Source organism: Chryseolinea sp. T2, assembly GCF_037203685.1.
Taxonomy (GTDB): domain Bacteria; phylum Bacteroidota; class Bacteroidia; order Cytophagales; family Cyclobacteriaceae; genus Chryseolinea.
In genome coordinates this window covers 319444-344455 of the sequence record NZ_JBBCAU010000003.1, presented here as the reverse complement: position 1 = coordinate 344455, position 25012 = coordinate 319444, and the positions used below count along the sequence as shown (strand labels likewise).

The 25012-nt window shown below is 47.2% G+C and carries 21 protein-coding genes; 11 read left to right on the top strand and 10 right to left on the bottom strand.

Annotated features, from left to right (window positions below; translation table 11 throughout):
- The first annotated feature begins 46 nt into the window (after positions 1-46).
- Together WBG78_RS11230 and WBG78_RS11225 are read left to right on the top strand one after the other, a co-directional pair.
- Positions 47-3142 carry an efflux RND transporter permease subunit gene (locus tag WBG78_RS11230; protein ID WP_337326519.1) on the top strand — a complete coding sequence of 1032 codons (3096 nt, stop codon included), beginning with the start codon at positions 47-49 and terminating at the stop codon, positions 3140-3142.
- A gap of 59 nt (positions 3143-3201) precedes the next feature.
- Positions 3202-4476, top strand: coding sequence for a YeiH family protein (locus WBG78_RS11225; RefSeq protein ID WP_337326518.1), 1275 nt, complete (start codon positions 3202-3204; stop codon positions 4474-4476).
- On the opposite strand, the gene WBG78_RS11220 is transcribed toward WBG78_RS11225, so the two are convergent.
- Together WBG78_RS11220 and WBG78_RS11215 are read right to left on the bottom strand one after the other, a co-directional pair.
- A complete protein-coding gene (locus WBG78_RS11220) occupies positions 4473-4967 on the bottom strand; it encodes an SET domain-containing protein (protein WP_337326517.1) in 495 nt (164 codons plus the stop codon). The genes WBG78_RS11225 and WBG78_RS11220 overlap by 4 nt on opposite strands.
- A gap of 102 nt (positions 4968-5069) precedes the next feature.
- Positions 5070-6014 (bottom strand): sulfite exporter TauE/SafE family protein, encoded by a 945-nt coding sequence (locus tag WBG78_RS11215; protein ID WP_337326516.1) that lies wholly within the window; start codon positions 6012-6014, stop codon positions 5070-5072.
- A gap of 211 nt (positions 6015-6225) precedes the next feature.
- On the opposite strand from WBG78_RS11215, the gene WBG78_RS11210 reads away from it, so the two are divergent.
- Entirely contained in the window at positions 6226-8787 is a 2562-nt protein-coding gene (locus WBG78_RS11210; RefSeq protein WP_337326515.1) for a TonB-dependent receptor, read from the top strand.
- A gap of 126 nt (positions 8788-8913) precedes the next feature.
- Here WBG78_RS11210 and WBG78_RS11205 read toward each other — a convergent pair whose 3' ends face one another.
- From WBG78_RS11205 to WBG78_RS11180, 6 genes are read right to left on the bottom strand one after another with little or no spacing between them, the layout of a single operon-like run.
- Positions 8914-11865 carry a hypothetical protein gene (locus WBG78_RS11205; RefSeq protein ID WP_337326514.1) on the bottom strand — a complete coding sequence of 984 codons (2952 nt, stop codon included), beginning with the start codon at positions 11863-11865 and terminating at the stop codon, positions 8914-8916.
- A gap of 3 nt (positions 11866-11868) precedes the next feature.
- Positions 11869-12156, bottom strand: a complete 288-nt coding sequence (gene gatC, locus WBG78_RS11200; protein ID WP_337326513.1) for an Asp-tRNA(Asn)/Glu-tRNA(Gln) amidotransferase subunit GatC — start codon at positions 12154-12156, stop codon at positions 11869-11871.
- A complete protein-coding gene (locus WBG78_RS11195; RefSeq protein WP_337326512.1) occupies positions 12153-12878 on the bottom strand; it encodes a lysophospholipid acyltransferase family protein in 726 nt (241 codons plus the stop codon). Before WBG78_RS11195 ends, gatC begins: the two co-directional genes overlap by 4 nt.
- Before the next feature lie 15 nt (positions 12879-12893).
- Positions 12894-14234, bottom strand: a complete 1341-nt coding sequence (locus tag WBG78_RS11190; protein ID WP_337326511.1) for a M24 family metallopeptidase — start codon at positions 14232-14234, stop codon at positions 12894-12896.
- 3 nt (positions 14235-14237) lie between these two features.
- Positions 14238-14795: an acyl-CoA thioesterase gene (locus tag WBG78_RS11185; protein ID WP_337326510.1), complete on the bottom strand. Its 558-nt coding sequence runs from the start codon at positions 14793-14795 to the stop codon at positions 14238-14240.
- Positions 14796-14815: 20 nt separating this feature from the next.
- Positions 14816-15373 carry an NUDIX hydrolase gene (locus tag WBG78_RS11180; RefSeq protein WP_337326509.1) on the bottom strand — a complete coding sequence of 186 codons (558 nt, stop codon included), beginning with the start codon at positions 15371-15373 and terminating at the stop codon, positions 14816-14818.
- 81 nt (positions 15374-15454) lie between these two features.
- Here WBG78_RS11180 and WBG78_RS11175 point away from each other — a divergent pair, with 81 nt between their 5' ends.
- The 8 genes from WBG78_RS11175 to WBG78_RS11140 all read left to right on the top strand — a co-directional run bounded on the left by WBG78_RS11175 (position 15455) and on the right by WBG78_RS11140 (position 21569).
- A complete protein-coding gene (locus WBG78_RS11175; protein WP_337326508.1) occupies positions 15455-16063 on the top strand; it encodes a ribonuclease HII in 609 nt (202 codons plus the stop codon).
- Between the two features lie 15 nt (positions 16064-16078).
- Positions 16079-16846, top strand: coding sequence for an NRDE family protein (locus WBG78_RS11170; RefSeq protein ID WP_337326507.1), 768 nt, complete (start codon positions 16079-16081; stop codon positions 16844-16846).
- Between the two features lie 155 nt (positions 16847-17001).
- Positions 17002-17712, top strand: coding sequence for an ABC transporter ATP-binding protein (locus WBG78_RS11165; RefSeq protein ID WP_337326506.1), 711 nt, complete (start codon positions 17002-17004; stop codon positions 17710-17712).
- Between the two features lie 76 nt (positions 17713-17788).
- A complete protein-coding gene (locus WBG78_RS11160; RefSeq protein WP_337326505.1) occupies positions 17789-18337 on the top strand; it encodes a cob(I)yrinic acid a,c-diamide adenosyltransferase in 549 nt (182 codons plus the stop codon).
- Positions 18338-18396: 59 nt separating this feature from the next.
- Positions 18397-18873: a hypothetical protein gene (locus tag WBG78_RS11155; protein ID WP_337326504.1), complete on the top strand. Its 477-nt coding sequence runs from the start codon at positions 18397-18399 to the stop codon at positions 18871-18873.
- Between the two features lie 55 nt (positions 18874-18928).
- Positions 18929-20027 (top strand): peptide chain release factor 2 gene (gene prfB / locus WBG78_RS11150; protein WP_337326503.1). Its coding sequence is split into 2 segments (ribosomal slippage): positions 18929-18988 and positions 18990-20027, totalling 1098 coding nucleotides; the frame shifts between segments, so codons are not numbered across the junction.
- 2 nt (positions 20028-20029) lie between these two features.
- On the top strand, positions 20030-21202 hold the full coding sequence (locus WBG78_RS11145) for an MFS transporter (RefSeq protein ID WP_337326502.1): 1173 nt from the start codon (positions 20030-20032) through the stop codon (positions 21200-21202).
- 64 nt (positions 21203-21266) lie between these two features.
- Entirely contained in the window at positions 21267-21569 is a 303-nt protein-coding gene (locus tag WBG78_RS11140; protein WP_337326501.1) for an antibiotic biosynthesis monooxygenase, read from the top strand.
- A 129-nt stretch (positions 21570-21698) separates the two neighbouring features.
- Here WBG78_RS11140 and WBG78_RS11135 read toward each other — a convergent pair whose 3' ends face one another.
- Complete coding sequence (locus tag WBG78_RS11135; RefSeq protein ID WP_337326500.1) at positions 21699-23822, bottom strand: bifunctional aldolase/short-chain dehydrogenase; 2124 nt, start codon at positions 23820-23822, stop codon at positions 21699-21701.
- Positions 23823-23922: 100 nt separating this feature from the next.
- A complete protein-coding gene (rhaT, locus tag WBG78_RS11130; RefSeq protein ID WP_337326499.1) occupies positions 23923-24978 on the bottom strand; it encodes an L-rhamnose/proton symporter RhaT in 1056 nt (351 codons plus the stop codon).
- Positions 24979-25012: the final 34 nt, after the last annotated feature.

Here is a 25012-nt window from a genome sequence, read left to right as displayed (position 1 = left end):
TGCAAAGGCGGGTGATTTAAATTTATAGGGTAGGAGCAAACGTGTCATGAACATTTCTGAAATCAGCCTGAATCGCCCTGTACTTGCCATCGTGATGAACATCATCATCGTTGTGTTCGGCGTGATTGGGTTTACTTTTCTTGGCGTTCGGGATTACCCGGCAATCGATCCACCTAATGTCAGCGTACGAACCTCCTATTCAGGAGCCAATGCAGAGATTGTGGAATCTCAGATTACTGAACCATTGGAAAAATCTATCAATGGAATAGCCGGCATCAAGAACATTACTTCCAGCTCGAGTCAGGGACAAAGCAGCATCAATATTGAATTTGATCTGGGTGTGGATCTTGAAGCAGCAGCAAACGATGTTCGTGATAAAGTTTCTCAGGCGACGCGTCAGTTACCAAACGATCTTGATTCACCACCCGAGGTCTCTAAGGCAGATGCCAGCTCCGACTACATAATTGCTCTGTCGGTGCAAAGCAATACAAGAAATCAGCTTGAGCTTACCGAATATGCCAACAACGTACTGGCTGAACGCTTTCAAACAATTCCCGGAGTTTCCAGCGTTCGCCTGCTTGGCGAGAAGAAGTATGCTATGCGCATTTGGCTCAATCCAAACAAGCTTATCGCTTATGGACTCACACCGCTTGACGTTCAACAAGCGCTGGAACGTGAGAATGTTGAATTCCCTGCCGGTAAGATCGCGGGTACATCAACAGAACTTACTGTACGCACCTTCGGCAGGTTATTTACCGAGGATGACTTTAACAACGTTAGGATTCGCAGAGCAAATGCCGGCAACCTTCGTCTTAGAGACATTGGTGAAGCAGTGCTTGGACCGGAGAACGAAGAGACTGTATTCAAATCACGGCTGAATCCAATGGTGAATGTGAGCATCATTCCACTGCCCGGTGCCAACTACGTCGAAATCGCGGATGAATTCTATCGTCGTCTTGAGAAAATTCGCAATGAGGTTCCAGAGGATATTCAGCTTACCATTGCCACCGATCAAACCGTATTTGTTCGTCGTTCTATTGTAGAGGTTGAAGAAACACTTTTACTGTCGTTTGTACTGGTTGTCTTGATCGTATACCTCTTCTTCAGAGACTTTATTATCGCTATCCGGCCTCTGATTGACATCCCTGTATCGCTTGTCGCTACATTCTTCATCATGTACCTGTGCGGTTTCTCCATCAATGTTCTGACGATGCTGGGCATCGTGCTGGCCACAGGACTGGTAGTAGACGATGGAATTGTAGTGACTGAAAATATCTATAAGAAGCTGGAGGGAGGAATGGACAAGATGACCGCCGCCCGTGAAGGATCTAAGGAAATCTATTTTGCCGTTATTGCCACGTCAATTACCCTCGCCGTTGTGTTTCTGCCTATTATCTTCCTGCAGGGATTTGTCGGACGTTTATTCCGGGAGTTTGGATTTGTCGTTGCCGGCGCCGTATTGATCTCCTGCTTCGTATCACTTACTCTAACGCCAGTACTGAGTGTTAAACTAACCCGTGACCACAAGAAGAAGTCGAAATTTTATACGATTACTGAGTCGTTTTTTGTAGCCATGGAGGACGGTTATAAGCGATCTCTTGAAAGGTTTATGCAACACCGTTGGCTGGCAATCGTGATTGTCGTCGTCTGCATCGGAGCTTCGTATTTTATTGGCAAGAATCTTCAGTCAGAGTTAGCGCCGATGGAAGACCGGAACCAGTTTCGTGTGCAGGCGTCAACACCTGAAGGCACCGCCTTCGATTACATGGAGACATATATCGATGACGTTGTAGTCTTTCTTATGGATTCTGTTCCGGAAGCTCGCGTCATTTATTCACTTACTGGCCCTTCTAATTCCGGGGGAAGCGGAGTGAATAACGGAATGGCTCGTGTATTCCTCGATGATCCTCACACACGCACCCGTTCGCAGCAGGACATTGTTCAGATGGTAAATAAAAATCTGTCAAAGTTTTCAGCAGGAAGGGCGTATGCGTTGCAGGAGCAAACTATATCAACCAACAGACGTTCCGGACAACCTGTGCAATTCGTTCTTCAGAACAACAACTTTGAAAAGTTGAAAGCTGTGTTGCCCCGCTTTCTTGAAGAGGCTGCCAATCATCCGGTGCTGCAGGGCGTGGATACAGATTTGAAATTCAATAAGCCTGAACTTCAGATTGTCATCAACCGGCTTAAGGCCACAGAACTTGGAATCAGCGTTGAAGATATTTCGCAGACGCTTCGCCTTGCCTACAGCAATCTGAGATTTGGTTATTTCATGAAGGATGGCCGGCAGTACCAGGTGATAGGACAAGTTGATCGGCTCAATCGCGACGACCCAAACGATCTTCGGAGCCTTTACGTGCGTACGGCGTCCGGAGAACTGATATCGATCGACAATGTTGTGAAGATCGTTGAGTCAACAACGCCACCATCGCTTTATCATTTCAATCGTTATAAATCGGCCAGCATTTCAGCCGGACTGGCACCTGGAAAAACTATCGGCGACGGAGTCAAGGCGATGCGTGAAATCGCTGACAAGCTCCTTGACGATTCATTCACCACATCTTTAGGAGGCTCATCACGCGATTATGCTGAGAGCTCCAGTAATACGTCCTTCGCTTTCATACTTGCTTTACTTCTGATATATCTTGTGTTGTCGGCGCAATTTGAAAGTTTCATAGACCCGTTGGTCATTATGATTACAGTACCACTCGCTGTGACCGGTGCCCTGCTGGCGTTGTTTATTTTTGGTCAAACGTTGAACATCTTTTCACAGATAGGTATCATCATGCTGATCGGACTTGTGACGAAGAATGGAATTCTGATTGTGGAATTTGCCAACCAGCAGCAGTCGGAGGGCTTGCAGAAGGTAGACGCCGTTATTCAGGCTTCGAAACTTAGACTCCGGCCGATACTGATGACAAGTCTTGCAATGGCACTTGGTTCGCTTCCCCTGGCATTGTCGCTCGGTGCGGCCTCGAGCAGTCGCGTTCCCCTGGGACTTGTGATTGTTGGCGGCGTAATCTTTTCTCTTATCCTTACCCTGTTCGTAATACCGGCAATGTATTCTTATCTTTCGTCTAAGAAGTCAAAGGCTGCTCCCGTTGTAGTGGCTACTGAACCTGAGGCTGCGCTTATTTAAAGGCGTAGCAGTTATTCAAATTGACGATATTATTCACCCCGGCTTAATAATTGAAGTATATGACCGAAACGAAGAAAAGCAATTCCAGCATTCCGTTGCTGCATGAAGATTGGGCAACGGTTGTGCTTGGCGGGCTGATCATAATAGTGTTCCTGCTGGGTGCTGTGGTTCAGGCGCCGTCGTTTGGGTGGGCGTCGTTGTCTGATATAGGAGAAAAGATACTTTCGCGTTTTAACGTCGGGGCCATTGTCCTTCAATTCTTATTCACATACATAGTGGCGGCTATCGCCGCCGTTATCACGAATAAAAACCTGCGTTCAACGCTGATCACTTTCCCGATATTATTCCTGCTGACCGCTATTGCATTGCTACTGGCAGGAAACAGTGGCGTGAAAGCGCTCAACCTCGAAGCCGTAATTTTCAGTCTTGCCATAGGACTTCTTATCGGTAACCTATTCGAATTACCGGCATGGTTCTCCTCCGCATTGTCAACTGAGCTGTATGTTAAAATTGGCCTTGTATTGCTGGGTACGGGGGTGATCTTCTCCGACATTCTTAAGGCGGGTTCACTTGGTCTCCTGCAAGCTTTGGTCGTCGTTGTTAGCGTATGGTACTTCGCCTATTGGATATGCCGGAAGCTGGCCGTGGATGATGAGCTGGCGATGATGATTTCGAGCGCAGTTTCTATTTGCGGCGTATCGGCTGCAATAGCTACTGCCGGAGCAATACAAGGTGACAATAAAAAGTTATCATATGTAATCTCGCTCGTGTTAATAACTGCAATTCCGATGATGATCGTAATGCCCTGGCTGGCGCATCAGTTTTCATTTAGTGAAGAAGTAACGGGTGCGTGGCTGGGTGGAAGCATTGACACAACGGGGGCGGTAGTGGCCTCAGGAACGCTCGTCGGTGAAACCGCCTTAAAGATCAGCACCATCGTTAAGTTCTCTCAGAACGTGCTGCTCGGCCTGGCTGCGTTCGCGATAAGCATATACTGGACGTATACACGAAAAGAAAATAAGCAGGGCCAGGTGCAAAAGCCTACCCTGGCCGTGATATGGGAACGCTTTCCTAAATTCATTATTGGCTTCATGGGCGCTTCTCTGCTATTCTCTTTCTTTCTTTCTTCAGGACAGGTAAGTGCCGTGAAGGATGGATTAAAGAGCCTCCAAACCCTTTGGTTTGTTTTGGCATTCACCAGCATCGGCCTCGAGACGAAATTCAAAGACCTCTTCAACTCATCCACACAACGACCTCTGTATGCGTTTTTGGTGGCCCAACTATTCAATGTCATTGTAACATTGATCGTAGCAACGTTGCTGTTCGGAAACTAAGATTTTTTCTTCGTCCTGGTTTGCGTGCCGTTCTTTGTCCGCGAACTGCTTTGCTTCTTTTCTTCTTTTGCTTCAGATTTCCAGAGCTTCATGTTATCGCGGATGACCTTCCAATAGTCTTTACCATAGTCAACCAGGATCTCTGCACCAGCAGGAATGTCCCTCTTCGATTCAATGTAAGCTTTGATCCCGTCTACCACGTAATCTGAATTGTTGATGACGCCTTTGATTTTTGTAAGGCCACGCGCATCATTTGCGTATCTTGCTAATGCGCTCTTAGTGGGAAGTGCATCAATTACATGATTTCGATTGATGTAAAAGATGTATCCGTTTTTGCCATCCTCATCCCGAACATCTTTCCACTTGGAGCGACGTCCTTTGTATTCAACGATTCTTGTTCCCTTAGGAATCGCCTTTGTCGTAAACAAACCCTTTCCGGAATTAGGTAACTGCGATGTCTTAACTTTTAGTTGTCTTTCCAATAGCGCCATTCTTTCCCTGTTTTGATTAAGGGCGCCAAGATAAAACAAAAATTGCTTGGGAAAAGAAGCTTTACATAACCGAGCCGATCAAACGCCAACGGGGCTGCTACACTAGCGTGTCAGCGAAACGTAGATCAACCTGATACTGACGAGAACGATCACAACGCCCACAACCAGCATCATGCGGCGAAGCGGCAGGCGGTGAGTGAGGTAAGCGGCAAAGGGAGCAGCAATAGCTCCTCCTATGACCAGGCCGGCAATAATTTGAAGGTAGGAAATACCAAGCGTTGCGAAAAACGTAAGAGAACTGGAAAACGAAATGAAGAATTCAGCAAGGTTCACGGAACCGATTGTGTATCTCGGACTGCGCCCCTTTGCAATGAGTGTGGACGCGACAATTGGTCCCCATCCTCCTCCGCCAACCGAATCCATGAAACCACCAAATGCCGCAAGTGCCGGAATGTTCTTCGTTTTCCGTTTTTGCATTCGGGCAACCAACGCCTTACGAATGATTATTATTCCAAGTATCAGCGTATAGACAGCAACTATCGGCCTGATGACATAGTTGTATGATTCAAAAGAGGTCAATATGTACGCTCCGGCAATAGCTCCCAGTGTTCCAGGTATCAGTAGGCTACGAAATAGTTTCTTGTTGACATTCCTGAACTTCAGGTGGCTAAGCCCTGAAATGCCACTGGTGAAGATCTCAGCCGTGTGGATACTCGCACTCGCCGCTGCCGGCGGCACGCCGAAGGACATCAGAAACGTGGAAGCACTTACACCATATGCCATACCCAACGATCCATCTATCATTTGAGCTACGAAACCTCCAGCAACAAAAATGAAAAACATAGTGTCCAGTCTTCTGACTGCGTGGATCCCCTGATCTAAGAAAGCGGGATATAAACTGCTGATCACTGCGATGATTACCAGTGCAATTACTCCCAGGACGAAAAGTTGTCTCCGGGAAATGTAGCGGCCGGAGTTTGAAGTCCCTGACTGAGAGACTATTGCATCCGTTTGCACGGCCGATTCTGCTGACTGTTGGTTCGACATCTCCTGGAAAAGTAGTGGTCTTATATTATAGAGTAGGTCAAAGATAGATCAATAGCCTATAAAATCAATAGACATTTGTTATTATATTATGTCTACCGTATTGGTAGAGTTTAAATCTTTACATACCTTTATACCGCGCAATGCTCCAAGGCTAGAAGTAGGCCATTTCTTGTCTATGAGTAGTTGTTCAGATCAAACCACCAATTGTTAAATGAAAAAACTATTACAAAGCCTGCTGCTCGTCGTCGTCGCTACGGGTATAGCAAAAAGTCAAAACAAGATTACCGGTATCGTTAAAGGTTATAACAATGAGCCTATCGAAGCGGCATCTGTACTAATCAGGGGCACGAACACATTTGCCAACACAGGCGAAGACGGACGCTTTACTCTGGAAGTGCTTCAGGCACCTCCTTTTATCATCCGCATTCAGGCCGTAGGTTTCAAATTTCAGGATATACAGATAAGAGAAATTTCAGGAACACCGATCGAAGCAACGCTTATTGAGGACAACCTCCTTGAGGAAATTGTTGTTACCTCCAGAAGACGTGAAGAGACGGCACAAAGCGTACCTATTCCGATTTCAGTGATTAGTGGTAACCTTATCGATGAGGCCGGTGCTTTCAACGTGAACCGCGTAAAGGAATACGTTCCATCGGTTCAATTGTATTCTTCGAATCCGCGTAACACCGGTATCAACATTCGTGGTCTCGGATCACCATTTGGATTGACGAATGACGGGCTCGATCCTGGTGTCGGCTTCTATGTGGATGGTGTTTATTTTGCCCGTCCTGCATTCGCTACCCTTGATTTCATCGACGTCGAACAAATTGAAGTATTGCGCGGCCCCCAGGGTACCCTGTTTGGAAAGAACACAACTGCAGGTGCATTTAATATTAAGACAAGACAAGCAGGTTTCACACCTGGCGCGAGTTTCGAACTTAGCTATGGTAACCTGGGCTACGTGCAGGCCAAGGCTTCCATAACAGGACCCCTGATCAAAAACAAACTTGCCGCACGGCTTTCTTTCTCAGGTACACAACGCGATGGAACCATTCACAACATTGTTAAGGATGAATGGGTAAATGACATAAACAACCTCGGCGGGAGGGCTCAGTTCCTCTATACTCCCAGTGAAAATGTTACCATCACTCTCTCTGGTGATGCTTCATCACAAAATCCCAATGGCTACGCTCAGCCGATCGCAGGTATTGCCGTAACCAAACGAGCTGCCTACCGGCAGTTTAATGCAATCATCAAGGATTTGAATTACACACTGCCTACTGACAATTCTTACGATCGCGTTATAGATCACGACACGCCATGGAGATCCAAAAATGAACTTGGTGGAGTTTCATTAAATGCGGATTTCAAGATTGGTCCTGGTACCCTCACCTCGACAACTGCATGGCGCTACTGGAACTGGGGACCTTCCAACGACCGTGACTTCACCGGCTTGCAGGCATTAAGATTATCACAGAACCCCTCCGAACATCGTAACTGGTCTCAGGAAGTTCGCTATGCAGGTGAGATCAATGACAAAATCAGTGGCGTTGTAGGTGTTTTCGTTCTAGGACAGGAAATAGAAACGCATGGAACTGAAGAATCCGGAACAGCTCAATGGCGTTTTTCTCAAAGCACTACAAGTGCTCTTTGGAAAACACCTGGTTTGTTTGATGGATACGGAATCAAGACCGAGTCGTCAATCAAATCATTGAGTGCCGCTGTGTTTGCCAATGTTGACTGGGCCATCACGAAGAAACTTCACGTATTGCCTGGTCTGCGGTTCAACTATGATGAAAAGGATGTTAAGTATGATCGTAAAACCTATGGAGGTCTGCAAACAACCGATCCGACATTGCTCGCTCTTAAGGCACTTGTTTACACTGATCAGGCCTTCGCGACAAGCGCAGATGAAACTAACTTAACTTATCAGTTGACTGTAAATTACAAGGCCACTGAAAACTATAGTGCATACGGAACATTCTCTACTGCCTTCAAGCCAGTAGGGGTTAACGTTGCGGGCTTACCTGTGGTCGATGGACAACCCGCCCTCGATCTGGCAACAATCAAACCTGAATACGTTAAGCATTTTGAAGCAGGTGTGAAGACATCACCAATCAGCGGACTAACGGCTAATGCAACCTTCTTCTATACAATCATCGATGACTATCAGACCAACGTGCAATCGCCGCAGCTTGGTGTAAACCGCGGTTACATTGCCAACGCAGAACAGGTGAGCGTTAAAGGAGCGGAAGTGGATCTGAACTGGAGAATAAGTGAGCATTTTAAAGCATTCACGTCCGTTGCTTATACGGACGGTAAATACGAGAAGTTCACAAATGCCCCACTTCCATTAGAAGAAGTTGGATCAACTCAGGATGGCCAGCAGCTTGCCTTCAAAGACGTATCTGGTGGCGCACTACCTGGGATCTCCAAATGGGCTGGCTCAATAGGAGCAGAGTTAACTTCAAAGACTGTTCAGTTCTTTAATCTCCCCGGGCATCTTTTCCTTGGAGGTGATACATTCTTCCGCTCAGACTTTTCGTCGAGCCCCTCTCCATCTTCAGAACTAAATATTAATGGTTACTACCTGGTTAACGCGCGTGCAGGATTCCGTGCCCTCGATGGACTTTCGGTATCGGTGTGGTCAAGAAATCTTTTGAACAACAATTATAACGAGCAGCTGTTGGTGGCAGGTGGTAGCACCGGCCAGTATGCAGCGGTTGTTGGTGATCCACGTACTTATGGAATAACCCTTCGCTACGAGTTCTAAAAGTTATTGGCAATGCGCTGCCAGAATCCAAAGCGCATAATGTTTGAGGTGCAAATGGGTTGTGATTTCACAGCCCATTTGCTTTTATACCTTGTTACATGTGTTTGATAATACTGATACTCGGCGCTATCGCTTAAGCTTCTCCCGAAGTTCGTTTAGCCGTTCAGTTGCGCTGGAGGCGTAGTCATCAAATCCGACCCGGATTGCTTCGCGAATGTAAGCTTCGTACAATGGAATTGAAGTACTGTTGATCTGTATGGCGTCCGCTAATATTGCGTATGCACGGAGCTTGTTCTTATCGTGCTTCCTGAAATAGTCGGAAGCAGCAATCACAGCATCTTCCAGATATGGATTCCACGCAGCCAACAAATTGTAATAAGTTTTGGCGGCAACCGAATCTCCACTCGACTCGGCGATCATAGCCGTATAGAGCCATTTATGGAGTTGCCTGGATTGATCGAACGCTATGCCGGTGTTTATGTTATTCGCGAGCCCTTTAAAATCTTTCTGATGCGCCAACATCAGCAATTCAAAGTGCTGTATCTGATAATGGAGTTCTTTGCTGGTAAGCGTCATCCCACCAATGCGACGGAACCAGCGTATTGCAGGAACCACCTGCCCGGCTTCATAATACTTCTTGCTGTAATCGAGTAATGTCTGTGCTTTGTAATCGTTGCTTTCGAATCGTTCGAGTAAACTATTCATCTCAAGTGAATCGGAAAGGGGAACGCGATAGCGGCAGTATTGGTATAGTTCAGTATCATTAAGATCTTTGGCGTTGGCACGGGGAAGGGTCAATATCCGTTTCATTTGGATTGCAATGGCCTGTAAGTCGCCTCTTTGTGTCAGGGCAACTGAGTCCCACGCCTCTATTGCTTGCTTCACTTCGCCGGCTTCAGAAAGTGCTATGGCGTTGTAAAAACGCGCTTCCTTATACTCGTACGTATCTGCATAGGTGAAGTAACTCGAAGCGAGCTCAGGATTGCCTTGCTCAAGGGCCCAAAGCCCCATAGTATAATTGAATTTTCCCTGATACGATTGAGTGACATAAACCAGCTCAGCAAGAACCTCCAACGCCCGGGCTACATTGCCCTGGTAATAATAGGCATGTGCGAGCGAAGCCTTAAGTGATTCACTGAAATCGCTGTTTAGTGAATCAGATGCGAGCCTGTAAGCCTGTTCTACGAATGCAGTGTCGACGGACTTGACGAACTTAACCACATAGTTATTCAGCAATGTTGCCGTGTATAGATTCAAACGACGGTTAGTCATCGGAGAGATTTTTTCCGTCAGCGATTGTTTAGTTACTGTGCTCACCGCAATAGCATTTGCGAGAACAGAGGGATCTGTCGTGTTGAACATGCCAAGGACAGAATCCGCATTCAGAGGAATTTCTTTTAGCGCAGCCAGCGCAAGGAAGTTCGTTTCAGCCGATGCCTTTGTAAGTGAATTTTCCCGGGCAATATTGAGGAACAACAGAGATGAATCGAGCACATTACTCTTGGCGAAGGCAAATCCAAGATTATTGGCCATCACCCCGGATCCATGTAGCCTGTTATAGCCAGTATAATACGAGCGAATAGCTTGCTCATTATTTCCTTCCCAAATGTATACGTTCCCACTATTGGCGAGAGAGTATGGTGTGGGGCGCTTGCCATTAGCACTTTCGAACTGGTCATGCGCTACATCGAAACTCATCCTCGACGCCGATAAGTTGCCCAATTGGTAATTCGCCCTGTTGTTCTGAAAGGCCTGCAGGGCGCTCTGCTGATAGAAAGATTCAGCGTACAACTCATTATCCAGCATGCCATACAGGTCTCCCGTTGTATTATAAAAGCCGGCAACGGCATGGTAGAAATATTCTCGCCAGTTTGAGTAAAATACGAATGCCAGCATCGCGATCAATCCAGCAAAGCGATAAGTGAAGTAGGGCATCCGAGTGGGATTGTACAGCACCTTATCGATCGGCATATTCCGTGCAAGCAGGTATACAAAATTCGAAAAGATGTAAACGAGAAATATAATGCCGTATCCCGTCTGACTGAAGATGATCCCATCGCGCACAATCTTCAGCGCCGCGTCATTCCAGTTAGCCAGCAAGTTGCCAATCGTCCCGAAGCAAACTATTGCCAGTGCCATATAACCAATGGCTCCGACAGGAGCGAACGAAAAGATATTCTCGTACTGGGCCTGCCGTTGTCGTAGCCCCCAAAGTCCAAGGATCGCAGATATCGTCAGCAGCAGGTATAAATCAAGGTATACGAAATTCCAGTTGATTGCTCCGATCTCGTGTAAGCAGGTCGCTATCACATTCGCCATGTAGATAATGGCGATTAAGGTAAAATGACGTAGGTTATGCGAGCGGTTCTGGCTGATTATATAAATAAATCCTGCCAGGATTTCGTGTGCTACGATCACGATAAACAACACCGTTATGATCATTCCCGCGGCATAGCCAGTCAGTGCGAGATGAAAAAAGGGAACGCTTACACTCGAGGCAAATCCCACAACCAAAGCTGTGAGCAGCCATAACGAACAGATGATCAGCAATCGTATTGGGAATGCGGTCGAAGGACGGATCCGGTTAAAGTAGTAGCTGGTCAGCGCGAATAGGCCAATTATCACACCGTCGACTGACCGACTATATATGTTAAAGATGCCAAGTACTTCGAATCGAAGACTCAGCATAAACATCAGAAAAAATGCCAGTCCGATAAAATACCAATAACGGGAAAGCGTGCTGATTACTGTTAGTAATACGGCGCTTCCAAAGATCAGACAGAAGAGGAATATGTAGGCAGAACTTGTATCGGGAACAATATTGCTGCCATGGAAATACTCAAGTATGACATAGCTTTCGGCCGGGATCGTAAGTTTGAACGGGCCAAGTGTGAAAGTGTGAATCACACTGTCAATCATCTTTTGCTCCTGCAACTTGATCCATTGAGTTACGCCGCCTGCGCCATCGTATCGATGCAGCCACAAAAATGCAACGGATGCCAGCAAGACTCCGGCGATGACATACCATAAACGCCGGTACGTTGTTACCCAGCTTCTCCAGAATAGATCAACCCGCATCGATTATTCAAGCACTTTGGGTACCCGGAAATAGTCCGCGTCTTTTTTAGGAGCGTTCCGCAGTGCGCGCTCGTGGCTCAGATGCTCTCGCACTTCGTCTTCGCGAAATACGTTTATTTCACTACTCATTGTAGTGAGCGGTTCAACGCCGTCTGTATTTACTTCCTTGAGCTTTTCAACCCAATCAACGATCGCGGTCATGTCTTTCATCATCTTCTCCGCATCCTTTTCGTCGAATTCCAGGCGGGAGAGATGAGCGATCTTGTCAAGGAGTGTGCGATCGATCTTCATGCGATGTGTCGTTTCAATTCTTGATCAATAATTGTGAACAGTCGCAGCTTCAGCGTTTCGACATCGGATAAAGTCATTCCTGTCGTTTCAACAGGTTCATGAAAGATGACCTTCAGCTTATGCCAACGGAGCAGGAACCGATCAGGGGGCAAAATTATCCAATTATAGGGAATCGTGACAGGTACAATTGCGATTTGTTTTTCGATGGCAATCCTGAACGCTCCGTCCTTGAATTTGGCCATCACGGGCTCTTTTTCACTCACGATGCCACCCTCAGGAAAGATTACAAGATTCTTTCCTTCATCGATCGCAGCCATAGAGCGTTTTAGTGACTCATAACGGCTCTTTAGTCGTTTGCGATCTACTGTAATGTGCAGCCGCCCGTACATGTAACCAAATAACGGAATCCGTTCTATACCTGTCTTTCCGACAAAAATGGAATTGTGTCTGACCAAACCAACAGTGGGGATATCGAGGTAGGAAAAATGATTCGGGCAAAAGATATAAGTCTTTCGCTTGTCAAGCCGGGTGCGATATTCTATTGATATCGGAATAGCGATAAAGAAAAACAGCAGACGCGCCCACCAGCGATTAACGATGCCGGTAATTTTGTGTTGAGATGGGAAATACATGGGGATGGCAAGAAACGGAAGAGACAGCAGAAACAACACGCCAAAGACAATAACGCCGTATCCTGTATAGATTGCTCTGAGAGCTTTCATAATCTAGCCATACCGTTAACGAACCTTGTTTATCTCGTTTGCGCGAGGAATAAGGATCAATTTCTCCTGCCGGCCATCAATATATCTGAATTTCCCTTTCGCATCAAAGTAGCCGTCTTCTTCCAGTTTCACCTGAATGTCTTTCTTCCAGGCATCAACGTGTGTAGTGACGTTCAGTTCGATGGAATACGCAGTTCGAAAGTGCATCGGATAGTCACCAGTATTCGGAACACCATTTTGCATGTCCCATTGACCTATTGTTGTGCCTGCAGCATGTCCGTGATATCCGATAGGATGAGTATACACTGAGGGCGTTAAGCCTGCGGCGATTGCCTGCTTTCGGGTGTCGGCAAGAATTTGATTTCCCGTCTTACCAAGCTGAAAGTTATTCGTTAGCAAATCCTGCAGTTGATTGCCTTTGGCCAGAGCATCCTTGAGAAACTGAGGCGCATCTGATTCGCCAGGCAACAGCACATAGGCATGCTGTTGTGTATCTGTATTAAGGCGCAAGTAAGTGATGCCGAAGTCTACATGTAGTAAATCACCGGGCATGATTACCAGTGGCTGTGCGTTTTTTGAAGCGATAGCATCGGACTCCGCGCGCTCGATCGATACCGATGGATGAAACCACGTATCAAGTTTCAACTCCTTAATTCGCTCGCGGAACCACCAAACTACATCTTCGGTTGTCGTTACTCCGGGCTGAATCACTGTCTCCGAGAAGCCTTCCTGGATAATGTCGTGCGCAATGCGACAGATATGCGGATACAATGTCATCTCCTTTTCTGTTCGTGTCTCCAGCCAGCTAACGGCCAGCTTTTCAGCCGAAGTTACACGCGGACGCAGGCGTGTATCTAAGCTTTTAATGAGTTGGTCGTAGTCATTTGCAGTCAAGCCATCAGCATGACCGTAATACGGGGCCTTGTTTACTCCGATCTTTTTGGGATTTCGTTCCGTAATTATGGAGGCAAGTTGCGCCCATTGGTCGGGTTGATGTTCGGGATCCCATGCCCGCTTAAACATTTTTCCAACGTCATAACGGGCCACCGCCCAGTACTCTAATTCCTTGCCGTTGCCTGGATCATACATCACAAGCATAGTCGTTCGTCGTGCGGCATGCCAGGTGGCAGGAAGAAGGGTCTTGATAACCGGATCTTCATTGTATTCACGCGACATCACAACCCACATGTCGAAACCTTCGCGGCGCATAAGCTCTGGAAGAAGATTGCGCAGCCGGTCCTCTAAGATGTCGTCAACTACAACCGCCTGCTCACGTTGTGTCAAAATTCTGGCGTGCTGCGCGCTCACCGTTGCAGCTGCGATTAGCAATACCGTTGTAATCAGAGTGTGCTTCATCTCCTATGCGATCAGGTTTATAAGGCAACGTTCGCCACTTAGCAACGGCATTGCGTCTTCGACTTTCAGCGATGACTTGGCTTCGTCGAGTTCTACGAGTGCCTTGCTGCGTATTTCTTTTCTTCTCATCGCCTCAAGAAAGCGACGCACGTCATCGTGCGATTGCAGTACCAGTTCAGGAACTACCTGCGGCTGATCATTGTCATTTTTTGCTACCATCGTGAAGTAGCAAGAGTTAGTATGGCGAACAATTCCCGACTTCACATTCTGAGCTTCTACTCGAATGCCCACAATCATAGAAGAACGTCCCACATAATTAATTGATGCGTGTAATGATACCAGTTCACCAACTTCTACTGGCTTAAGGAATTCTACCCGATCTACCGACACAGTTACACAATATGTGCCCGCATGACGACTGGCACAGGCATAGGCAGCCTTATCCATCAACGAAAGCAAAATTCCTCCGTGGATTTTACCTCCAAAATTCGCATAGGACGGAATCATGAGCTCCGTAATAGTCGTTCTTGAAAAGTCAACGGTTCTGCCGGCGTCGTTCATTTGTTTGTTGTTAGCAAATCTTACAATCCGCGAAGCCTGGCCATCTTCAGAAGACCAAGCATCGTAAGGCAATCACTGATCTCTCCGCTATCGACCATGGCTATAGCATCGCGCAAAGAAATCTTTCTAACCTTCAGGTCAGCTTCAGTGTCCTCGAGCCTGTTGTTTCCGAAAGAAAGCCCCTCGGCCAGATATAAAACACCAACTTCGTCTGTTGTTGAGTTGGATGGATTCACGGTAAGTAATTGAGTCCAGCGTGTGGCCGTTATTCCAGTCTCTTCCAGCAATTCGCGTCTGGCCGCCTCCAGAGTGTTTTCGTCGAGCGGACCTCCACCCTCGGGAAGCTCCCAATGAAATTCATTAAGCGTGTACCGATACTGTCCAACAAGCCAGATGTTATCGTTTTCGTCCAGCGGAAGGATGCCTATACCAATATTCTTATAATGAATCTTTCCATAGATGCCGGAATTACCACCGGGAGTGATCACCTGATACTCTGTGACTTTAATCCATTTGTTCTCATACTTCACTTCGCCGGAAAGTGTTGTCCAGGGATTTTTGGCGTTTTTATCGGGCATACTTGACAGATCGGATCGGCTGACCTCAAAGCTATAGAATTTCTTTTGTGGATGTTCATTTCGACGTTTAAGTTTGTGACAATGCTGAAGTCATCGTTTTCGAAGGAATTCATTGAAGCCGGTTGTGATGAGGCCGGACGTGGTTGCCTGGCCGGTCCTGTCGTCGCTGCTGCTGTTATTCTGCCGAAAAAGTACAGACACAAAAAGCTTAACGATTCCAAGCAGCTCGATAGATCGGCGCGCGAACAACTGCGCGAAGATATTAAACGCGATGCCATCGCCTGGGCCGTTGCAGAAGTAGACCATGAGGAGATTGATAAAATCAATATTCTCAATGCTTCCTTTAAAGCCATGCATCTGGCCTTGGATCAATTGCAGACACGCCCGGAATTGCTTCTCATAGACGGCAATCGGTTTAAACCATACTCCGATATTCGTCACGAATGCATCATTAAGGGTGACGGACGTTTTCTTTCCATCGCTGCCGCCTCAATACTGGCAAAGACCCACCGCGATGATATCATGATGAATCTTGCAGTGCAGTTTCCAGGATATAGTTGGGAGACCAATGTCGGCTATCCCACCATTGCGCATCGGGACGGCATTCGCTTAATAGGTGTAACCCCTTTTCATCGTAAGACATTTACTTTACTCCCGGCTCAGCTCGAGCTCTTCGATGAAGACAACTAAGTTGAAGCGACCATCATGTGCCTCATTTTTATTTCACTGAATCATCACCCCTCGTATAAGCTGCTGATCGCAGGAAACCGCGACGAGTTCTACAACAGACCAACGCAACCTGCTGGCTACTGGGATGACAATAAGAACGTATTGGCCGGTCGTGATCTTGAGGCCGGTGGAACATGGCTTGGAGTTACAACCTCCGGACGGATTTCCATGCTCACAAATTACCGTGATCCAAAAAACATTAATCCGAATGCGCCCTCACGAGGGGCACTGGTCAGCGACTATCTGCAGGACACCATTGGTGCAGAAGGATATTTACAAAACCTTAACGCCAGCGGTATACGGTACAACGGATTTAACCTCCTTGCTGGAACCGCTGATGAACTGTTTTACTATTCCAACTACCAGGGAATTGTAGAACGACTTCAGCCGGGATTCTATGGCATCAGCAACAAATTTCTGGAGACACCATGGCCCAAAGTGGTAAGAGGAAAGCAGAAGATCGGTCCTGCATTTGCAAAGCCTGTGATTGATGTGCATGAGATCTTTGACTTGCTTTATGATGATGCCACCGCCCCGACGGAACAACTGCCAGAGACGGGCCTGACCCAGGATAGGGAACGGGCGCTGTCGGCTATGTTTATTAAAACAGGCAACTACGGATCCAGGTGCTCCACCGTTATCGCGGTCGACCACGACGACAACTGGCTGTTTTCGGAACGCACCTACGACCCCTCCACCTTCGCCCATCAGGACAATACCTACCGATTTTCAGCCCGGTCGTAACTTTTTACGGCCCTCGTGCGTCTTCAATGGAAAGTGCTCTGAGGGCAACTGCGCGCCAGGGTTGGAATTTTGACTAATTTCAGGGGCGGGAAGTTTCAACAATTCCTGCCGATATTGTAATTCATTCGTTTTTTGAGAGACATATTGAACCAGCTATGAAGATCATCGAGACAACGCACCTTGCCAAAGAGTACAGAATGGGCTCAAACATTGTTAATGCCCTTCAGGATGTGTCAATTTCAATCGACAAGGGAGAATACGTCGCTTTTATGGGGCCATCAGGTTCCGGAAAGTCCACACTGATGAACATTGTAGGGTGCCTGGATTCGCCAAGTTCGGGAACGTATAGCCTGAACAATCATGAGGTCAGTGAGATGACTGAAAACGAACTCGCCGAAGTCCGTAACAAGGAAATTGGATTCGTATTTCAGACATTCAATTTGTTGCCCCGCGCTTCCGCTCTGGACAACGTGGCGCTGCCGTTGATCTATGCTGGGTATAGCCGCTCCGATAGAGAAGAAATGGCGATGGCCGCGCTGGAAAGTGTGGGCCTCGCATCAAGACATCATCACAAGCCAAACGAACTATCAGGCGGTCAGCGTCAGCGCGTTGCCATAGCGCGGGCGTTAGTTAATAATCCATCCATCATACTTGCCGATGAACCTACTGGTAACCTGGATAGTAAGACATCACACGATATCATGGCACTGTTTCAGGAACTTCACGACAAGGGTAACACCATTATCATGGTTACTCACGAGGATGATATCGCGCACTATGCGCATCGGATTATTCGCCTTCGTGACGGGCTCATCGAATGGGACCGTAAGAATGAGAATGTTACCCGTAGCCAGGTGGTACATTGATCTTTTCAGTGCCTTTCTGCACGCTCGAGCTATAGTACAGGCTGGGAATTGCCATATGCCTTCTTAACTTTAGGGTATGAAGATCTATACCCGCACCGGCGACGAAGGCAGCACAGCATTGTTTGGCGGCAGTCGTGTTTCAAAAGCCGATTTGCGCATCGAGGCGTATGGAACGATAGATGAGCTTAATGCATTCCTTGCCGTCGTTCGCGATCAGGAAGTCAATAAGAAGCGGGAGCACTTCATCGTTCAGATCCAGGAACGATTGTTCACAATCGGATCGATGTTGGCAACACTTCCGGAAGCCACTAAAGTCAAAATTCCCAGGCTGGTAGAACAAGACATTGTATCACTCGAAGATGCAATTGATCAGATGGAAGCGCATCTCGAGCCACTTCGAAATTTTGTGTTGCCAGGTGGTCACGTCTCAATCTCTCATTGTCACGTAGCCCGGACGGTATGCCGGCGTGCGGAGCGAAAAATTGTGGCACTCCACAAAGTTGAGACGATAGACCCGATTGTAATTAAATACATCAACAGGCTGTCGGATTATTTGTTCGTCCTGGCGCGCGCCATGGCTGCAGAATTGAGCATTGTAGAAACTCCCTGGAAGCCGACCTTTTGAGAGCTATGCGTTTGAATATTTTAGGTCTCAGCTTTTGCATATTGTTAACCACTGCATTCATGGGCGCAAGTGCGCAGAAGCAACTGGTTTTGTTGAAGGGCCAAAAGGTTATCCTCCGACTGTATCCCGGCGATGAAATCGAGCTGAAGATGAGGGGCAGTGAAGATCGAATCTATAGTTATGTCAATAATCTTTTCGATACGGCGCTCATGGCGCATGAAACACTGATTCCCTTTTCGAAGATCGATCGCATCTATTTCGAACACACCAGCTTTATGAATAAAATTGGTACTGCATTGATTATAGGTGGTGTTGGATATTTTCTCATCGACCAGCTGAACACAGTTATTGTACAGGGGGAGGACTTTACCATCGACGAAAACGTTGCCACAACTTCGGCAATCATGGTCGGAGTGGGCTTACCCATGAAGCTTATCAGGAAAAAGTCCCAGCGCATGAAGCCTGGCTATCATTTGCTTACGGTCGAATCCGATTCGCCGTTTTACAAGCACGAAGTCAGTCACATGGCGTTCTGATAGGTGATTAGTTTACGATTCGTATATTTGCAGCTTATTAAATCAACAACAACCAATGACAACAGATCAATTGAAAGATCTGAAGGCCCGTGTTAGCGCCTTGAGGAGGTATCTTTGACTACGACCGTAAGAGTCTCGAAGTAAAAGATGAAGAACTGATTACGCAGCAAGCCGATTTCTGGAATAATCCAAAAGAAGCAGAAGCGATTCTAAAGAACATCCGGACCAAAAAGGTTTGGACAGATGCATTTGAAAACGTCACCAAACTCATAGACGATCTCGATGTATTGAACGAGTTTCACGAGGCTGGCGATGCAACCGAGGATGAGCTCGATGCTGAATATGTGCGTACAGCCACAGCAATCGAGGAACTCGAGTTCAAGAAAATGCTGAGCAAAGAGGAGGATCAGCTCGGTGCCGTTGTTGAAATCAATCCCGGTGCAGGCGGAACCGAAAGCCAGGACTGGGCCGACATGCTCAACAGGATGTACATCATGTGGGGCGAAAAGAATGGTTATCGCGTTAGTCAGATCGACTATCAATCTGGTGATGTGGCGGGTATCAAATCCGCGACGTTGGAGATTGAAGGTCCTTTTGCCTACGGTAAACTTAAATCTGAGATAGGCGTCCATCGCCTCGTACGAATTTCACCGTTTGATTCCAATCAGCGACGACATACGTCGTTTGCTTCCATCTTTGTTTATCCAAAGGTTGACGACTCGATTGAAATCGAAATCAATCCATCCGATATAGAGATACAAACTTCGCGTTCAGGTGGCGCTGGCGGACAGAATGTCAACAAGGTGGAAACCAAGGTTCAGCTGACCCACAAGCCAACCGGTATCGTCATTGTTTGCCAGGTCGAACGTTCACAGCATGCCAACCGTGAACGCGCGATGCAAATGCTTAAATCCAAGTTGTATCAGCGTGAAATGGAAAAGCGACATGCTGAACGCGATAAGATCGAGGCAGGCAAGATGAAAATTGATTTCGGATCACAGATAAGAAACTACGTTCTTCATCCATACAAACTTGTAAAAGATGCGCGCACAGGAGTCGAGCGACACGACGCGCAGAATGTTTTGGATGGCGACCTCGACGATTTCATCAAGGCATTTTTGCTCGGTGCCCAGGAACAGCCTCAGCAAGCATAGAGGTGAGTTCGAAAGACCAAAAGATCTACACGCCGCAGTTCTGGTTACTGTGTGCAAGCGCTTTACTGTTCTTTGCAAGCTTTAATATGCTGTTGCCCGAATTGTCGGGTTTCCTTGAACGCCTCGGCGGTGGCGGGTACAAGGGACTGATCATTGCGTTGTTCACACTTACTGCGATGATCTCACGACCATTCAGCGGAAAGCTTGCTGACAAGGTAGGCCGTGTACCTGTGATTATGGTGGGCTCGATTGTTTGTTTCCTCTGCAGCCTTGTATATCCGCTGCTGGCAACCGTTGCAGGCTTCATGTTGCTAAGATTGGTGCATGGATTCTCAACTGGGTTCACACCAACCGGAACTGCTGCGTATATGTCAGACGTTATACCGGCCAATCGCCGTGGTGAAGCCATGGGAATGCTCGGAACCTTTGGATCGCTCGGGATGGCAGCTGGCCCGGCTTTGGGAGGAATGCTGGCCAATAGAATCTCTTTGAATGCTGTGTTTTACTGCGCTTCAGCATTTGGACTGGTGTCCATCGTTATTCTTCTGGGAATTCGCGAAACGCTGAAGGAACGTCAGTCATTTCGCTTCTCAATGCTTAAGGTTAAGAAGGAGGACTTGTTCGACCCACGTGTTCTTGCGCCATGCATTGTGATGGTGTGTCTTGGCTTTTCTTATGGCACCGTATTCACCTTGATTCCCGATTTCGGAGAATCTGTGCTGATACGTAACAAAGGACTCCTGTTCACTTACATGACAATGGCTGCACTGGTCGTCCGACTGATTGGCGGTCGTGCCTCCGACCGATGGGGTAGAAAACCCGTTCTCCGCGTATGCAGCCTCTTCATTGCCGTCGCAATGACAACTATCGCGTTTGCCGATTCGCCGCTGCAACTCATTATCGGCATGACGATATATGGATTGGCGCATGGCACTACGTCGCCGACGCTGATTGCCTGGGCAACCGATCTCAGTGATCCGCTGCACAAGGGCAGGGGAGTCGCGTCAGTTTACATCTTTATGGAGCTTGGTATCGGTGTGGGCGCGTTAGCATCAGGACTTATCTACTCTAACGATACATCAAGATTTCCCTACGCGTTTGCGTTATGTGCCTCACTCGCGATAATCGCTTTTTCTTACCTGATATTGGCGAGAAAGCGCGTCGTTGCAAGCTGATTTGCTTCTTGTCGCGCAAGTTTTGTGGTGCGCGAATTGGTATCTTGTTACAAACTCCTGCACAATGATCACACGCGTTTGGCATGGTCGAACTTCCCTCTCAGACTCCGACCGATACCTACAGTTCTTATTGACAAAGGGAACAGAAGACTATAAAAAAGTGAAGGGAAATCTTTCCGTCCGCGTTTGGCGCAAAGTTGAGCATGACGTTGCTCATTTCTATACCGTCACGGAATGGGATAGCATAGACTCTATAAAGAAATTTGCAGGCGAACAATTTGATAAGGCCGTTTACTATCCCGAAGATCAGGGCACTCTGCTGGAGTTCGAAGAGCACGTAGTTCACTACGAGTCTTTTCAGATATGACCCCGCGAGCTTACCAGGGTTTTACATTTCACATTTAGAGTTTTACATATTGCGGTTGCATTCCTGCTAAAGAACCACAAAACGCAAAACTCTAAACCTGCTCTGAACAAGATTGAAAATACGAATCACTCAACGTACAAACCCTGCAGCTACCCCACCATCAACATTAATGACATTGCCCGTGGACTTATTCAGCAGTCCACCAACAACTGCAAAGCAGGCGTTCGCGATATCACCCGGCAATATTATTTCATTCAGCAATGTTCTCTTGGCATAGTACGCTGGCAGCTCTTCCACTTTCACACCGTAGGCTTTCGCGCGACCTTCGGCCCAGGCACCCGCCCAGATCTTGCTGTCAGCAATTACAGCATCCGGATTAATGACATTGACACGAATCTTATCGGGTCCCAGTTCTGCTGCATTGAGTCTGCTCAAATGAAGCTGTGCAGCCTTTGCCGACCCGTAGCCAGCATTGTTCGGTCCTGAAACAAGGGCGTTTTTGCTCACAATATTAATGACATCGCCGCCAATACCTTGCTTGCGCATGACATTAACACCTGCCTGTGTGATCAGGAACTGACCTTTTACCAGTACATCATAAAGTATGTCCCAATCTTTTTCAGTATGTTCATCGATTGGTTTTGAAATAGAAAGTCCGGCATTGTTCACAATAATATCGACGCCGCCGAAATAGCGCGCGGCTGTTTCAAATGCTGTTGTTATCTGAGATGCGCTTGTAACATCAAGAACGGCCGTGCAGAACGCATCCTTACCGTAAAGCTTATTAAATTCCTCTTCCGCTTCCTTCAATCTCTGAGGATCGTTGTCGTTCAATACAACGCATGCACCTTCATCGACAAACTTTTTGGCAATGGCCTTTCCAATGCCGCCAGCGCTTCCGGTAATGAGCGCTATACGACCAGAGAGTGGTTTCGGCTTAGGCATACGCTGAAGCTTGGCTTCTTCAAGCAGCCAGTATTCAATATTGAATGCTTCCTGTCTTGGCAATGATGTGTAAGAAGAAACAGCCTCAGCGCCCTTCATAACATTAATCGCATTGATGTAAAACTCGGCAGCAACACGTGCGGTTTGCTTATCCTTGGCAAACGTAAACATCCCTACGCCCGGATATAACAATACCACTGGATTTGGATCGCGCATAGCCGGACTGTTAGCATGCTTGCAGGTGTTGTAGTACTCTGCATACATCTTACGATATTCATCGAAAGAAGGCGCTAGCGCTGTTCTGATTGCTTTTGCATCCGACAGGTCCTGATCAGGAGTAAGCGGAAGCACCAACGGACTGATCTTCGTACGAAGGAAATGGTCCGGACAGCTGGTTCCCATCGGAGCCAGACGATCCAAATCTTTCGAATTTATGAATTCAAGAACCCGTTCGTCATCGGTGAAATGTCCTACCATGCGTACATGTGACGAGCAGAACCCACGCAGCACAGGCGCAAGCACAGATGCCTGTGCTGTTCGCTTATCCGCAGGCGCTGATTGTATTTTCGATCCTCCGAAAACCGGACGCTTCTTTCCGTAGTTGTCCTCCAGGTACTGAGCACAACGCTCAATAACTTCTAATGTATTGATATAACTTTCATAGGCTGTGTCGCCCCACGTGAACAACCCGTGTGAACCCAGCATGATCCCGCGAATACCCGGATTTTCATTAAGACATTCTCGCAGCTTAAGTCCCAGATCGAAGCCGGGGCGTTGCCATTCAACCCATCCGATGGTTCCATTGAATAACTCCTGCGTTATCTTCTTTCCATCTTTCGCCGCAGCGATTGCTATCGCTGCATCCGGATGGAGATGGTCCACGTGTTTGAACGGAAGAAATGCATGTAGCGGAGTATCTATCGACGGCGCCTTCGATGCAAGGTCAAATATGCAATGATTAAAGAGTTCAACCATTTCATCTTCATGCTCAATACCCCTGTAAACTCGTTCAAGCGCCCGGAGGCGATTCACGTATAAGGCAGCAAGGCCACTGCGCTTGAGTGTTCCGATATCACCACCAGAGCCCTTTACCCACATGATCTCCGTTGATTCTCCGGTCAGCGGATTCTTAGCCATCGCCTTGCATGAAGTGTTTCCGCCACCATAGTTGGTGAGTCGAAGATCGGCCCCCAGAAGGTTTGATCGATAGATCAGAAGTCCTACTTCATCGCCTTCCAGTGCTGCTGCTTTCTTGTCATCCCACAGATAGCTCACGTGCTTGAATTCTGTTTTAGCCTTTGTTGACATATTTGAAATATGTTAAAAGTTGATATATCTCTTTACTCCGCATTCACTCAATACCTGGGGGTTGTTAAACCCAGGATTTGCGTTTTGATATTGCAATCACTCACTTAATTGCATTTCCATACCCAACAACCATAACAGAAAGTATGATCAATGAAATGCCAGCAATAATTGTATTCCTGGTTTTACTGCTCACACCATGCCACTCCTTCAAAATAATCCCCCACGTATTGGCGATGAGTATGATGAAAGCCATGTGAAGGATCCACGAGCTTGCACCGTTACCCAATTTACTTTCACCCATACCGTAGAAAAAGAACTGTAAAAACCATGTTGTCCCTGCCAGCGCTGAAAACAGATAGTTGCTGGTTAATGGGGCACGTTCGTTGGTATAATCACCAAACGTTTTATTGCGCGTATTCAGAAACAGGCACCACAGCAGGTTGGTTGTTAACCCCCCCCAGAGCAAAACTACATAAGTAACATTGTTTTGATACAGAGGATTTAACCCCAGGGCTACAGCCTGCTCTGCCATTGGCTTGCCGGCCTCAATACCGAAGTTGAAACATGAGCTGAGAATCCCGGAAGTTATAGCGACGAAAAGACCTTTGCCCAGATTGAATTCCGATATACTTTGTTTTTTCTGTTCTTCATTCATCTCACGCTCTTTGAGAACACCGGCACGTCCGCATACATATATGCCGATCAGGCAAATGACAACTCCCAAAAGGACTACCTGTCCCCAGGTCTCAGTGAGCAGTTGTGAAAGGGTTGTTTTGTCCGGCGCAGGGAAGAAATTATAATAGATGGAAGGAACAAGTGCACCAAATGCAGAGCAGAAACCCAATACAACCGAGTTGCCCAGTGACATACCAAGGTACCGCACGCCCAGCCCATACGTTAGGCCTCCAATCCCCCACAGTACTCCAAACAGAATGGTGTAGAAAATAACATTGCTTGGTGTAGATGAAATGATCTGACCAAAACCAGGAAGCGTCAGCCACGCTGCAAGGGGGGGGACGATAAGCCAGGAAAACAATCCGCCGACGATCCAGTAGCTTTCCCACGACCACCTTCTGACTTTCTTGTATGGAACGTAAAAACTACCTGAGGCGAAGCCGCCTATGAAGTGAAAGATGACGCCGAGAACAACACCCATATAGTCGAATTAAAGCAATTTGCGCATGTCGCAC

Coding starts and splice junctions, on each gene's coding strand:
- WBG78_RS11140 (WP_337326501.1), top strand. CDS start 21,267: ATGATCACACGCGTTTGGCATGGTCGAACTTCCCTCTCAGACTCCGAC.
- WBG78_RS11165 (WP_337326506.1), top strand. CDS start 17,002: ATGAAGATCATCGAGACAACGCACCTTGCCAAAGAGTACAGAATGGGC.
- WBG78_RS11160 (WP_337326505.1), top strand. CDS start 17,789: ATGAAGATCTATACCCGCACCGGCGACGAAGGCAGCACAGCATTGTTT.
- WBG78_RS11175 (WP_337326508.1), top strand. CDS start 15,455: ATGCTGAAGTCATCGTTTTCGAAGGAATTCATTGAAGCCGGTTGTGAT.
- rhaT (WP_337326499.1), bottom strand. CDS start 24,978: ATGGGTGTTGTTCTCGGCGTCATCTTTCACTTCATAGGCGGCTTCGCC.
- WBG78_RS11195 (WP_337326512.1), bottom strand. CDS start 12,878: ATGAAAGCTCTCAGAGCAATCTATACAGGATACGGCGTTATTGTCTTT.
- WBG78_RS11135 (WP_337326500.1), bottom strand. CDS start 23,822: ATGTCAACAAAGGCTAAAACAGAATTCAAGCACGTGAGCTATCTGTGG.
- WBG78_RS11215 (WP_337326516.1), bottom strand. CDS start 6,014: ATGTCGAACCAACAGTCAGCAGAATCGGCCGTGCAAACGGATGCAATA.
- WBG78_RS11170 (WP_337326507.1), top strand. CDS start 16,079: ATGTGCCTCATTTTTATTTCACTGAATCATCACCCCTCGTATAAGCTG.
- WBG78_RS11190 (WP_337326511.1), bottom strand. CDS start 14,234: ATGAAGCACACTCTGATTACAACGGTATTGCTAATCGCAGCTGCAACG.
- WBG78_RS11155 (WP_337326504.1), top strand. CDS start 18,397: ATGGGCGCAAGTGCGCAGAAGCAACTGGTTTTGTTGAAGGGCCAAAAG.
- WBG78_RS11205 (WP_337326514.1), bottom strand. CDS start 11,865: ATGCGGGTTGATCTATTCTGGAGAAGCTGGGTAACAACGTACCGGCGT.
- WBG78_RS11180 (WP_337326509.1), bottom strand. CDS start 15,373: ATGCCCGATAAAAACGCCAAAAATCCCTGGACAACACTTTCCGGCGAA.
- WBG78_RS11225 (WP_337326518.1), top strand. CDS start 3,202: ATGACCGAAACGAAGAAAAGCAATTCCAGCATTCCGTTGCTGCATGAA.
- WBG78_RS11230 (WP_337326519.1), top strand. CDS start 47: ATGAACATTTCTGAAATCAGCCTGAATCGCCCTGTACTTGCCATCGTG.
- gatC (WP_337326513.1), bottom strand. CDS start 12,156: ATGAAGATCGATCGCACACTCCTTGACAAGATCGCTCATCTCTCCCGC.
- WBG78_RS11220 (WP_337326517.1), bottom strand. CDS start 4,967: ATGGCGCTATTGGAAAGACAACTAAAAGTTAAGACATCGCAGTTACCT.
- WBG78_RS11210 (WP_337326515.1), top strand. CDS start 6,226: ATGAAAAAACTATTACAAAGCCTGCTGCTCGTCGTCGTCGCTACGGGT.
- WBG78_RS11185 (WP_337326510.1), bottom strand. CDS start 14,795: ATGAACGACGCCGGCAGAACCGTTGACTTTTCAAGAACGACTATTACG.